The sequence below is a fragment of the Psychrobacillus faecigallinarum genome (assembly GCF_014836595.1).
Taxonomy (GTDB): Bacteria; Bacillota; Bacilli; order Bacillales_A; family Planococcaceae; genus Psychrobacillus; species Psychrobacillus faecigallinarum.
On sequence record NZ_JACSQO010000010.1, the window covers coordinates 131,852 to 143,967 of the forward strand.

Annotated in this window: 11 protein-coding genes and 2 pseudogenes; 9 read left to right on the top strand and 4 right to left on the bottom strand. The window is 33.1% G+C overall.

Going from position 1 to position 12,116, the window contains the following annotated elements:
- Positions 1-221 precede the first annotated feature (221 nt).
- Complete coding sequence (locus tag H9650_RS17055; RefSeq protein WP_151113191.1) at positions 222-668, top strand: hypothetical protein; 447 nt, start codon at positions 222-224, stop codon at positions 666-668.
- Positions 669-695: 27 nt separating this feature from the next.
- On the opposite strand, the gene H9650_RS17060 is transcribed toward H9650_RS17055, so the two are convergent.
- From H9650_RS17060 to H9650_RS17075, 4 genes are all read right to left on the bottom strand, one after another.
- On the bottom strand, positions 696-1,907 hold the full coding sequence (locus tag H9650_RS17060; RefSeq protein ID WP_151113190.1) for a hypothetical protein: 1,212 nt from the start codon (positions 1,905-1,907) through the stop codon (positions 696-698).
- A 153-nt stretch (positions 1,908-2,060) separates the two neighbouring features.
- Positions 2,061-3,161, bottom strand: a complete 1,101-nt coding sequence (locus tag H9650_RS17065; protein ID WP_151113188.1) for a serine/threonine-protein kinase — start codon at positions 3,159-3,161, stop codon at positions 2,061-2,063.
- A 507-nt stretch (positions 3,162-3,668) separates the two neighbouring features.
- The gene (locus H9650_RS17070; protein ID WP_191697722.1) at positions 3,669-5,117 is read right to left on the bottom strand and encodes a tetratricopeptide repeat protein; all 1,449 of its coding nucleotides are present in this window, start codon (positions 5,115-5,117) and stop codon (positions 3,669-3,671) included.
- 23 nt (positions 5,118-5,140) lie between these two features.
- Positions 5,141-5,320: a recombinase family protein gene (locus H9650_RS17075; protein WP_450088456.1), complete on the bottom strand. Its 180-nt coding sequence runs from the start codon at positions 5,318-5,320 to the stop codon at positions 5,141-5,143.
- 290 nt (positions 5,321-5,610) lie between these two features.
- Between H9650_RS17075 and H9650_RS17080 the strand changes: the two genes are divergently transcribed.
- The 8 genes and pseudogenes from H9650_RS17080 to H9650_RS17115 all read left to right on the top strand — a co-directional run bounded on the left by H9650_RS17080 (position 5,611) and on the right by H9650_RS17115 (position 12,115).
- A complete protein-coding gene (locus tag H9650_RS17080; RefSeq protein WP_142540016.1) occupies positions 5,611-5,964 on the top strand; it encodes an ArsR/SmtB family transcription factor in 354 nt (117 codons plus the stop codon).
- A 1-nt stretch (position 5,965) separates the two neighbouring features.
- Positions 5,966-6,393: pseudogene (locus H9650_RS17085) on the top strand (DNA mismatch repair protein).
- 136 nt (positions 6,394-6,529) lie between these two features.
- On the top strand, positions 6,530-8,293 hold the full coding sequence (locus tag H9650_RS17090) for a SulP family inorganic anion transporter (protein ID WP_142540015.1): 1,764 nt from the start codon (positions 6,530-6,532) through the stop codon (positions 8,291-8,293).
- Positions 8,294-8,318: 25 nt separating this feature from the next.
- Positions 8,319-8,433 (top strand): annotated as a pseudogene (locus tag H9650_RS17095) (D-alanine--poly(phosphoribitol) ligase subunit 2); the annotation flags it as partial.
- A 141-nt stretch (positions 8,434-8,574) separates the two neighbouring features.
- The gene (locus tag H9650_RS17100) at positions 8,575-8,916 is read left to right on the top strand and encodes a zinc ribbon domain-containing protein YjdM (RefSeq protein WP_142540014.1); all 342 of its coding nucleotides are present in this window, start codon (positions 8,575-8,577) and stop codon (positions 8,914-8,916) included.
- Positions 8,917-9,118: 202 nt separating this feature from the next.
- The gene (istA, locus tag H9650_RS17105) at positions 9,119-10,663 is read left to right on the top strand and encodes an IS21 family transposase (RefSeq protein WP_142540013.1); all 1,545 of its coding nucleotides are present in this window, start codon (positions 9,119-9,121) and stop codon (positions 10,661-10,663) included.
- On the top strand, positions 10,660-11,418 hold the full coding sequence (istB, locus tag H9650_RS17110) for an IS21-like element helper ATPase IstB (RefSeq protein WP_142540012.1): 759 nt from the start codon (positions 10,660-10,662) through the stop codon (positions 11,416-11,418). Before istA ends, istB begins: the two co-directional genes overlap by 4 nt.
- Positions 11,419-11,800: 382 nt before the next feature.
- The gene (locus H9650_RS17115) at positions 11,801-12,115 is read left to right on the top strand and encodes a hypothetical protein (protein ID WP_142540011.1); all 315 of its coding nucleotides are present in this window, start codon (positions 11,801-11,803) and stop codon (positions 12,113-12,115) included.
- Position 12,116 lies beyond the last annotated feature (1 nt).

Genomic DNA, 12,116 nt, shown 5'->3' on the forward strand with positions numbered 1-12,116 from the left:
ATGTTCCAAAATGACTTCTTTTTTTTTATAATAAAGACTTCTATAATAAATAAGTTTATGAATTTAAGTGGTAGAATAATAGAAAACAAAAACCACGAGTAATAATATATAAAAATTTCGGTTACATACGAGTCAGCAGCAAAGAACAAAATAAGGAAGTCAATAAATTCCTTGAAAAATTAGGACTTGATGAGAGAGATATTTTTCTTGTGGTGCAATTCTTGAAACGGAAACAGCTTTTTCCTCAAAAGGATATTGCTGAGCATCAGTTATCGAAAAAACTTCAGAGACAGTACTACAAACAACTACAAACAACTGCAAACAACTGGCTTAAGATCGAAAGTAATCGAAATAAGCCAATAAAAAATACATTGACTTATATCGGCCTACGGAAGGAAGGTCTCTTAACAGAAATTTTTTCCACGTCCACTGAGGGTATAAAAGGAAATTTAAAAGTGTTTATTGCTAAAATTGGCGAGGACTATCAACGTCATCCTGTTATTTATATTGTTGGATACGCAAATACTTTCCTCTTCCAAGATAAAAATAAACTTGATACAAAGATTAAAGCACTCGAAGAAGAAACAGCAAGACTATTATATAATAGAAGAAAATTAGATAAATTTATATTTTTTCTTTCTTTCTTTCTTCTATTGAAGAATCTTTAACGATTCATTAGTTTTAAGAAATTTATGTTAATAGCGCTCGTAATCACTTTCCAACTCTCTTCGTGCTTCCAGTTCCATTTCTGCCAAAATTTCATTTTGATGAGAAAGCATACTATCTACAGCATCTAAGAATGTAAATAATTCATAAAAGCATAGCGAAACATTGGTTACATCAAATCTTACCTTTTTGTCAAAGTGGAATTTCAAAAATTTATTAATTGGATATCTAAATTTGTCGGAAGTAATATCTAAATTGTGTAGTTGTTTAATATAGAGCTCGACATCATTAATAGTTGAACTGTCATCGGGAACATCAGAACTTATAATTATATAATTTTTTATTACATTCCAAAGTCCTTCTATACTATGCTTTTTATTTTTCATTTTATTTGCTGCTGTTTGATTATCGAATTGACAGTCTTCGACTAAAATACGTTTTAAAGCCAATTCTATTCCATTTCTATACATATAACACATTGGTAAGAACAGGTAGACTTTTTGATCATCTTTAATTAATTCATATAAATATTTACCACTTTCCATATATCCCTGAATATAAGGGTAATAATTATTATTATTGAAACCTTTCCAAATCACAGCTTGCTCAAGATAGCTTCCACTAGACATTAAAAATTCGGGTTTGAACTTGATTAAGTCCTTATGATCGATTTCATCCGCCTTATTTGAAATCATAGTTAACAATTTATAAGCAGTATTCATATTAGTACCTAAAACCCTCAAGTTGATATGGGTTTGCTTTTGAAAAAATGCTTTCATTTTTATACTGAATGGGTATCTAAACATATCAGACTGCTCATCACATTCAGATATATTAGTCAAAAAAGTTTTCAACCATTCCCTTTCCCTTTCCTTCAAGCTAAGATCATCTGCTGGTACCAATAAACTTATTTCATCATATGCATATTTTAGATTGTGTCTAACCCTTCCTATAAACTCCACTCTATCATTCTTTATAGTTATATATTTAAAGGCTATAGATTTTAAGATAAGCTCCAAGCTTTGTCTGTATAAATAAGTTAGGCCGAAGAGCCAAAAATCTTTTTTAGTATTTTCATTTGTTTCTAAGACATGGTTCACTAATAAATTTGCCGCTGATATAAAATTTTCAGAGTAAACGTAAAACTCTCGTTCAATATCACCCGTATTTTTTATTTCTAATAAAGGAATGCTCTCTTTATCCACAAATTTAAAGTTCCCCTTTTTTCTTGGCCAATACATCCTACTCCTCCTCCTTTCTTAATTGTTCATTTTAATCTCACCGATTGCAATTTCATATAAAAAGTAATCGGTATATCTAAATTTAAATACGATTTAATTTCTGTATACTTTTCATTTAATTTTAAAAAAATTCGTTAAAAGTACTCTAACTAATTAATCTAGAATGTTCTTCCTATAATTCTGAATGTCATTTAATAGCTCATTTATATTCTGATATCTATCTTCTAGATCATCAAGACATTTTAATATCATATCAGAATATTCCCCCTTCAATCTTGGGATTGATAATAGCTGATCTTTAATTCTACTTCCTGCTGGCGGTCTTCCAGTTAACACAGTAAACCATACAGCTCCTAAAGAATAAATATCCGATCGTGGGTCTAAAAGACTTGGATTCTCTAATAGTTCTGGCGCTGTGTAATGCCCACCTACAATATTTTCTCCAGACCTAGTTATTCTAGAAACTAATTCTTTTTCTAAAAAAACGCCTAAACCAAAGTCAATAAGTCTAAATTGATTAGGGCGTGCGACCATAATGTTACTTGGTCTTATATCTCTGTGAACAATTCCTACTTCGTTATGTGCATAGTTTAAAGCCTCACTTACTTCTTCAATTAATACAAGAGCTTTTTCTGGGGTCAGATTACTATGGTCTTTCAACACTTTGTTCAAGTCTTTACCTTCAAAATGTTCCATTTTAATAAATGGAATTTTCCCTGTTAATCCTACATCATAAACTTTAATAATATTTGGATGATGTAATTTAAATAAGATTCGTGCCTCTCTAAAAAATCTCTCTAGATTTCCTTCACCTCCATTCGCAAACGCAGGATTTAGCACTTTTATAGCAAAACTCATTTTTATTAACTCGTTTTCTACCTTATAAACTTGTCCGAATCCACCTTCACCTATTAATTGATTACGTTCATACTGTGGAATCAAAAGAAAGTTTGACTCTTCTAATCTATCTACCATTGCATTAAATACTTTTGCTAAATACGTACGTCTTTCAGCATAAGAACTATATTCTTCTTTTATAAATCCCCAAAATTCTAATTTACTCCGATATTTCTTTACAAACTCAGGAACTAAATCGTTTATATTTGGGATACCTATTAAAATTTTTCGAATTCGTGCATACTCAGAATCTGAAATATTTGATGAACCACCAGTAGCATAAATAATTAACTCACTCTTAAAATATTCTATTAGCTCAAGCACATCATCTTCTTTTGGAATTTCTATACTCTCCATTTTTTTCCTCCTAGACAATCTGGCTCTTAGCTCTCTTCAAATTATTATCTACCTAATTTTTTTGAAATGTCACTAAAGTAAGCATCATTTCCTCCTTAAAATATTATCTCTATTATACTTAATTTTTATATTACACTTTTCGATAGTTTGACTAGAATTTCAAAATGAAATCGAAGTAAAAAAAGAGAAGCTAGGGGTGCCTTCTTCTCTTTTAATTAAAATCTCATTTCTGAGTCAAAATATTCATTCATTTATTACTGTTTACTATAGTAAACTTCCTGGGAGAGTCAATTCTTAGAAAGGGGACAACTACCATGCTTAATAAAAAGAGAGTATCAGCTCTATAAAAATGGGATTGAGAGGTGCTAGGGTCTATGCTTCCACTTTCTTTGGGAATTTCCTTAAGATATTCTCAAAGAAAAGAACCCCTGTATCCAACCATATGATAGGATGCAGGGGGTTCTTCTGGAGATTTTTGTAGACCAAATTAAACAGTCCACAAGTTTTTTATACTAGTGTAACTTTTTTTGCACAGAGACCTTTTTCAGAACTACCTATTGTAAACTGAACCTTATCCCCTATTGCAAGTTTAGAAAAGTCTCCTTCAAAATCATTCCAATAGAAAAATAAATTGTTAGGTGAAAAGTTTTTAATAAAGCCATATGTAGGCATTAAACTTATAATGAATCCTTGTTCTTTAATTGTATGGTTCACAACATTGGAAGAAAATATTTTAGTAATATCTTCTCTTTGATTTAAGTCTATTTTAGCCAAAAGTGATTCGAAAGGTCGTCTAAAGTTTTTATCTTCAATAACTCTTACTTTTGAATAATATTTTTCTAAGAGTTCAATTAAATATGAGACGTCATTTTTATTCATTTCAATATATATATATGTTAAGGTTTTAATTATCTTAGAAATTGTAATAACAATCTTGGTGTCAAAATGAGCCTCGTCTATTCTTTCAAGTATATTTATTGATTTTTTTATTAGAGATTCAGCTAACTCCCCGTTTTCGTTTCTTGTCATATCAGCCCATCTTTTTAAATTATCAGACGCTTGATCAACTAATTCCTTTTTGGTTCTAATATCTAAGTTTTCTAGATTTTCAAGTACTTCGTTAAATACTTTTTCAGCTTCTGAGTACTCACCCAACTGTTTTAATATTCTACCTTTGTGCATTTTTATTCTATTATTTTTAGGATCTAACTTTTCTGCAAAAGTGATAGCATCATAAGCCTCATCAAAATTCTCAATTGTCATTAATTTAAAACCTGCGTAAAAGAAATATATCGGTGGATAATCTGGTTTACATTCTATAGCGGTCTGATAAGCAAGTTCGGCAGCATAATAATCGTTCTGTAAAACACTGATAAATGCTGATATTTTATATACTTCAAAGAAATCAGGGGTTGCATTTCTAGCTTTCTCGATATATTCTTCAGCACTTTCAAACTCACTTTTATTAGCAAAAGTTAATGCCTTCTTTAAATAAGAAGCGGATATCTCTTCATCAGAATGATTTATAAAGATTGACTCAATTCTATAAGGGTCATTTTCTTCATTTTGCAAATTTTCAGAAAGTCCTTTTAAAGTTCTCATCTTCTTTTGAATCGAAATAAATGATTTATTACTGGGTTTGCAGTGCTTTTTTAGATATTCTCTTGCAAAATCTGTAATAAAGAATAAAGTTCGATTTTCAACTTTTTTATTATCATTTTTCATATTAACCATATTTGTGGCAAACAGATCATTCATTGCTTTACCGTAACGTAAAGAATCTATATTAAACAAATATGTCAATTCAGCATTACTACATTCTTTATTTGAGATAAGCATTATCTCTAATATCTTCTTAGCATCTTCTGAGAGCTTATTATAAACATTAGACATACAATATTCAGTTAAATCATCTTTATGTTTTAGGATAGATTCTATGGATTCCCCTTTTAGCATATTAGCTACAAACCATTTCATAGCTAATGGATTAAAGTATAAATTTGAAGCAATTTCTGAATATCTAACTGTGGTCGTTTTTTTTTCTTACCTGATTCTTTTTCTTCAAAAGTCTGGTCCACTCCGTAGTGAGCCAATGCATCAAGTTGTAACGATAATGACTGATCTTGTGTACTGACACGTGGATATCCAAATTTCAACAAGAATCCCCCCTTATTAATGCCTTAACTATACCAAAAAGGGGGTAGAGATAGATATATTGGTATTTAGATTTTGGTTATATTTTTGGTTATGTATTTAAATAGTTTTTGAGGTTTTTAGAGAAGTTCACTTACCATATCAAAAACGGTCGTTTATGGTTTTTTTTTACGTTTCAAAATTTGTATTGAAAATTGTAAGTTCTATATGTATTATATATATATTCAAAAATTTGAAGATGTATATGATACATATAGATTTCTTAAAATCAAGGATAAGTAATGGAGGCGTTAAAATGGGAGACGAAATGCAAAAATTTAAGGCTGATTTTTTTAAAGCCTTATCACATCCCTTGCGAATACATATTCTCGAATTATTGTCAGAGGGTGAAAAAAGTGTAAATGAAATCCAGAGCATTCTTAATAAGGAAGGCTCTGCTGTTTCTCAACAGTTAAGTGTACTACGTGCTAAAAATATTGTTGTCGGCACCAAAGATGGAAAACGAGTTTTATATTCTCTTCGGGATCCTATGATTATGAATTTACTGGTAATTGCACGGAAAATTTTTAACAACCATTTAATCGACACGATTTCAATGTTAGAAGAACTAAATGAAACAGAAGGTGAATCGATAGTTAAGGAGGGTTAGGTTGAAAATTGAGGTTAAGAAAGAAGATATCATCCAACATGGAATGGAAATATTTCGCTCAATAGGAGCCCATTATGTTTGTAAGGTTTGTATTAAAAGTGGAAATTCCTGTTGTTTTTCATGTCAACATTTACAAGATGGAGTTGGATGTCAAAAAAGAAATACAGCTTGTACAGCTTGGTTATGTGGGATTCAAGGTTTTTTATTTGATCAAGTAGGAGTATTAGATGAATGGAATCGTTTATGGAATGAAATCCCAGGACAAATGTTCCGCAGAGATATTACTCCAGATAAGGTATGGATTACATCGTTTATAGATACGAAGAAGTTAGATAGTCGAGCCGGAGAGCTTCTAGCGGAGGTTAACAAGAAGGTGGAGATATAGGTAAATTAGAGCGGCATTTAAGCAAAACGTATAACCAATATTAGGCTGATACTCTCTTGTAATGAGATAGAGAGCTTTTGTATAAAAGTATGAAAACTGCATTTGTAATTCAAAATTATCAAAAGAAAATATTCTTCAGAAGAAGTAAGATTCAATAAAAATAGAAAAGAAGGGTTTGGAATGAAAGAGTTATTTACGGGAAGATTTGAAGGATATTCATTTGGACATTTTCAAAAGGATCTTCTTTCTGGAATGATTGTTGGAGTTGTCGCGATTCCACTTGCTATGTCTTTTGCTATAGCCTCTGGTGTTAAACCGGAGTATGGGATTTATACAGCCTGTATTGCCGGGATACTTATTTCGCTATTTGGTGGTTCGAAGTATCAAATTGGAGGGCCTACAGGTGCTTTCGTTCCAATTCTTTTAGGAATTGTAATTACCTATGGGTATGAAAATTTACTACTTGCTGGTTTAATGGCTGGAATTATCTTATGCCTTATGGGGATTTTTAAACTAGGGTCTTTAATTAAGTTTATTCCACGTCCTGTAACAATTGGCTTTACGTCAGGTATTGCTGTCATTATCTTTACGGGACAAATTGCTAGTCTTTTAGGTCTAACAGGTATAAAAAAGCATGAGGAATTTATAGCAAACCTAAAGGAAATCTTCACTCATATCGGTACTGTCAATTTTTACAGTGTTATAACTGCTTTGATTTGCTTTTTTGTTATACTTATAACACCAAAAATTTTACCGAAAGTACCAGGTTCATTAGTAGGTGTTGTTATCTCAACTGTAATTGCAACTGTATTCTTCTCAGGGCATGTACCTACTATCGGTACAGCATATGGTACGATTCCAAATACACTTCCTCAGTTTGACATACCGGTAATCACATTAGAGCGCATAAAACAGTTAATTGGTCCTGCATTTGTTATTGCAATGTTGGGTGGTATCGAATCTCTTTTGTCCGCTGTCGTGGCAGATGGTATGACTAATAGTAAACATAACAGTAACAAAGAGCTTATTGGTCAGGGAATTGCTAATATTATTACACCGTTATTTGGAGGGATTCCTGCAACTGGAGCGATTGCTCGAACAGCAACTAATATCAAAAATGGAGCTGTATCTCCGATGTCGGGTGTTATACATGGGGGATTTGTATTATTCACGCTTCTTCTGTTAGCTCCATATGCTTCACATATTCCACTTGCTAGTATGGCTCCCATTTTAATGGTGGTAGCTTGGAATATGAGCGAACAAAAACACTTTGTTCACATACTAAAAATGAAGACAGGGGATTCTCTTGTATTACTTGTAACATTTTTACTCACTGTATTTACAAGCTTGACAACAGCTGTGGAAATCGGTCTTATTTTAGCTATTATTTTGTTTACAAAACGTATGAGTAATATGCTTGTCATATCTAAAGTGCTCCCTGATCATACAAAAAAGAATGAAAAATTGTTACCACATGTGGTAAATAAAGCTCATGATTGCCCACAAATTAGTATTTACACAATAGAAGGTCCATTATTCTTTGGGGCTGCTCAAACATTTGAACAAAATATTTTAGCGACCATTCATTATAAACCCAAAGTTTTAATTTTACGTATGGGAAAAGTTCCTTTTATTGATACGACAGGAGAGTCTTACTTTAGGAATATTGTTCAGTATTACAAAAAACAAGGTGGCATACTTCTCATTTCAGGAATTCAACCTGAGTTAAAAACAACTCTAGACAAGAATGGATTGTACGTTGAAATTGGGGAAGAAAACTTTTTTTCTCATACAGGAGATGCAATTAATTGTGCTTTAGAGCATTTGAATCCGAAAAAATGTATAGGATGTAAGCATTTCGCTTTTCATGAATGTACTCAACTTTCTCAGCAATCCCAGGAAGTAAATACAATAAAGAATAAGGCAAATGCATTAGATTTTTAAAATTTCACTTCACATACAAAGTTTTATATTAGTAGAATTTCAAGAACGGTTTAGACATCGACGTGTCTATTTCTGACTTTGACCGTGATGAATGGGCGACACCAAATATGATTATTAAGAAATTAAAAGATATGAGATAAAAATAGGTGCTTGGGAAACAGATAAGAAACGCTTCCCAAAATTAAAGTTTGTAACTACTAGTCTTATAAATTTGCAAAAAAGTAATTGAAAAATACTGCTATCTATTCAAACGAATGATAACGGGTGGAGGGAATAAAAATATGTCTAATTTACCAAATTGTCCAAAATGTAATTCAGAGTACACATACGAAGACGGAAATCTTTTTGTTTGTCCAGAATGTGCCCATGAGTGGACTTTAGACCCGGAAGCAGAAAATAGTGAAGATACTAAGGTTATCAAAGATGCAAATGGAAATGTCTTAAACGATGGTGATTCTGTAACAGTCATCAAAGATCTTAAAGTAAAAGGAACGTCATCAGTTGTAAAAATCGGTACAAAAGTGAAAGATATCCGTTTAGTTGATGGAGACCATGATATTGATTGTAAAATTGATGGTTTTGGAGCGATGAAATTAAAATCTGAATTTGTTAAAAAGGTTTAAATGTGAGTTTAATGTAACAGAACTAAGTTGATTATTGCGGATGAATAGAGCCACTTATGTGGAGTTTTGAGCCAGTAAGTGCGGATAAAAGAGCCATCAATTGCGGTGCAGGGAGCCACTATGAATAGAATAAAGAATAGCCTCTTGTATACTTAATTTGCATGCGAACTCGCATGACATTAATGTACAGGAGGTTTTTTTTATGATTAACTGTCGCAAGATTTTGGAACTTTATTTTGAAGGAGTCAGTCAAAGAACCATTAGTTCTAGTACTGGCCACTCAAGAAATACAGTTTCGGATGTCGTTCAATGCACCAAGAAGCTTGGTCTAGAGAGTTTGAACGATGAGATGACTAGTCCCTGGTTAGAATCGTTTCTCTTTCCAGAGAAGCAAGCTGTTGAGAAAGGGTACTTCCCGGTTGATTGGGAAAAAGTGCATAAGGAGTTACAAAAAAAGAACGTCACTTTGACTTTATTGCATCATGAGTATGCGACTGAAGCACGTGAAAGTGGAAAGATCCCCTATGCTTATCGGACTTTTTGTGAAAGCTATGGGAAATACGCGAAGAAGTATAAGTTAACGATGCCTATTCGAAGAAAACCAGGTCAAATCATGGAGGTGGACTGGGCTGGATCGACACTGCAGATTATAGATCGTTCAACAGGAGAATCAATTCCGGCTTATGTCTTTATCGCTACCTTGCCCTATAGTCAATACAGCTACGTTGAAGCGTTTTTAGATATGAAATCAGCTAATTGGCTTATCGCTCATATCCATGCATTTGAGTACTTTGAAGGTGTTCCAGAAACCTTGGTTCCGGACAATTTGAAAACAGGTGTTACAAAGGCGCTTCGGGGAGAACCGGTTCTGAATGAGGCTTATCGTGAACTCGCAGATTATTATCATACAGTCATTGTCCCAAGCCGTGTCCGTAAACCCAAAGACAAACCAAGTGTTGAAGGGACTGTTGGGTACATTTCCCGGCAGATTATAGCTGCACTAAGAAACTATCAATGTTTCTATATTGATGATCTGAATAAGCAAATCTTTAAAAGTCTAGAAGAAATCAATACAATCAATTTTCAAAAGCGACCGGGCTCGCGTAAAAAGGTGTATGAGGAAGAAGAGAAATCCCACTTTCAACAGCTTCCTCAAACACGTTATAAACTTGCGGAATGGAAAACAGCAAAAGTTCAACTGAACTACCACATCCAGGTTGAAAGAATGTATTATTCCGTTCCATATGATTACGTCCGGGAGAATGTCGATATAAGACAAACCACGGATTTAATTGAAGTTTACTTCAAAGAAGTCCGAATTGCATCCCACAAACGGTTATATGGTGAAATTGGACAGTTTTCTACAAACACAGACCATATGCCTGATAATCACCGATCATATTTAGAACATAATCCTGAAAACAATCGAAAGTGGGCGGAAACGATTGGACCATCTACACTCCAATTTGTCTCTTCTATCTTGGAAATGAATGTGGAGAAAAAGTCATTAAGTATCCTCAGCACGCTAAGGAATTTAGCTACAAGATATACAAACAGTGAAATGGAAAAAGCAGCAGAAACACTACTTGAAATCTCTACAAACCCAACGGTTTCTGTTTTGAAAAGCATACTAGAAAGAAATAAAAAGCGAAAACAAAATCAGAAAACCGATAGTAAAAATCACACCAACGCTGATGACTATGGATTTGTGCGCGGAGCTAGTTACTTTGGGAGGGATGATAAATGATGAACGAAGAAACTTTACGTAAATTAAATGAAATGAAAATGGGTGCAATGGCAGAATTATATCAGCAACAATGCCAGAATAAAGATTACAAAAGCATGGATTTTGATGATAGATTCAACCTTTTAGTAGACTTTGAGTATGACAGACGTAAATCAAATAGGCTTGAACGATTAATTAAACAAGCAACATTCAACGAACCAACGGCAGCCATTGAAGATATAGAATATCATCCTGATCGTAAGTTAGACAAGAACCTGATATTAGAATTAGCAACGGGAAATTACATCCAAAATCACCATAATATCATTTTAATGGGGGCGTCAGGAAACGGAAAGACGTGGATAGCAAATGCCTTTGGTGTCCATGCATGTCGTCAATCTTATAAAGTGAAATATATTAGACTACCAGAATTACTAGATGAATTAGCTGTGGCAAAGTTTGAAGCAGATGGCAGCTTCCGAAAGATAATTCAAAAATACAAAAAGATTGATTTACTAATCCTAGATGAGTGGTTATTAACCGAGCTTTCAGAGGAAAATATACTTCATGTGCTGGAAATCGTGGAGTCACGGTTAAAGAGGGCGTCGACTATCTTCTGTTCTCAATTTTCGCCAGAAGGATGGCACTCGAAACTAGGACAAGCACAAATAGCTGATGCCATTCTTGATCGAATCGTTCACGATTCATATAAGATTCTAGTTGATGGGGAAGTTTCTATGAGAGAACGTCATGGATTGGTGGGGACATCTGAATAATTCCAACAGAAGTTGAAATTCGTATAGCTAGTTACGTATTTCATAGGTATTTATCTGATGAAATGATGAAAGAGATAGAAGATAGGCTATTACCCGCCTGCATATGGAACGATGAGGAGCATTTAGATCACGATGAATGTAGATTTGTAAAAAAGATTGATTATTTATAATAAAGATCGATTATTTGAAATAAAGTTTGATTAAAATCATTTTTCCTAAATTAGATTTCTTAGAGGTTAGATGAATTTTTATCGGGCATTTCTGTTAATATCACTATAAAGATTGTGAAGAAATGCTCAAATTAACGGGAGGTTAGTTTAAAAAGGAATAATTCTAACTGAACAGGATAAACTAAACTTAAATATAATTTAGGATGATGAAATTGGATAAAAGTAAACTTCTTCTATTGGTTTTATTTAGTATACTAATTTGTGGGGTGGATTATAGAACAGTAAATGCACAACTGAACGATTCTCCTCCCTTTTTTGAGGAAAAATCTACTAAAGTAAGACAATACACCCCTTTAGAACTCCAGTTAGAGTCTTTTATAGGTGGTCTGCGCGTAGGTGAACCGAAACAAGCAGTTGAATTTTGGATATTAGGCGTGAATAATCGAAGTGGGCCATTCAATATACGATGTTGTCCCCTTCGCTTCAAGAAAAAACAAGGAGTAAATTTGAGGAAACTCGCTGGATAAC

What these genes read in the sequence shown, in the direction of transcription:
- istB (WP_142540012.1), top strand. Translation starts at nt 10,660, where the DNA reads ATGATGAACGAAGAAACTTTACGTAAATTAAATGAAATGAAAATGGGT.
- H9650_RS17100 (WP_142540014.1), top strand. Translation starts at nt 8,575, where the DNA reads ATGTCTAATTTACCAAATTGTCCAAAATGTAATTCAGAGTACACATAC.
- H9650_RS17080 (WP_142540016.1), top strand. Translation starts at nt 5,611, where the DNA reads ATGGGAGACGAAATGCAAAAATTTAAGGCTGATTTTTTTAAAGCCTTA.
- H9650_RS17060 (WP_151113190.1), bottom strand. Translation starts at nt 1,907, where the DNA reads ATGTATTGGCCAAGAAAAAAGGGGAACTTTAAATTTGTGGATAAAGAG.
- H9650_RS17065 (WP_151113188.1), bottom strand. Translation starts at nt 3,161, where the DNA reads ATGGAGAGTATAGAAATTCCAAAAGAAGATGATGTGCTTGAGCTAATA.
- H9650_RS17070 (WP_191697722.1), bottom strand. Translation starts at nt 5,117, where the DNA reads ATGCTAAAAGGGGAATCCATAGAATCTATCCTAAAACATAAAGATGAT.
- istA (WP_142540013.1), top strand. Translation starts at nt 9,119, where the DNA reads ATGATTAACTGTCGCAAGATTTTGGAACTTTATTTTGAAGGAGTCAGT.
- H9650_RS17090 (WP_142540015.1), top strand. Translation starts at nt 6,530, where the DNA reads ATGAAAGAGTTATTTACGGGAAGATTTGAAGGATATTCATTTGGACAT.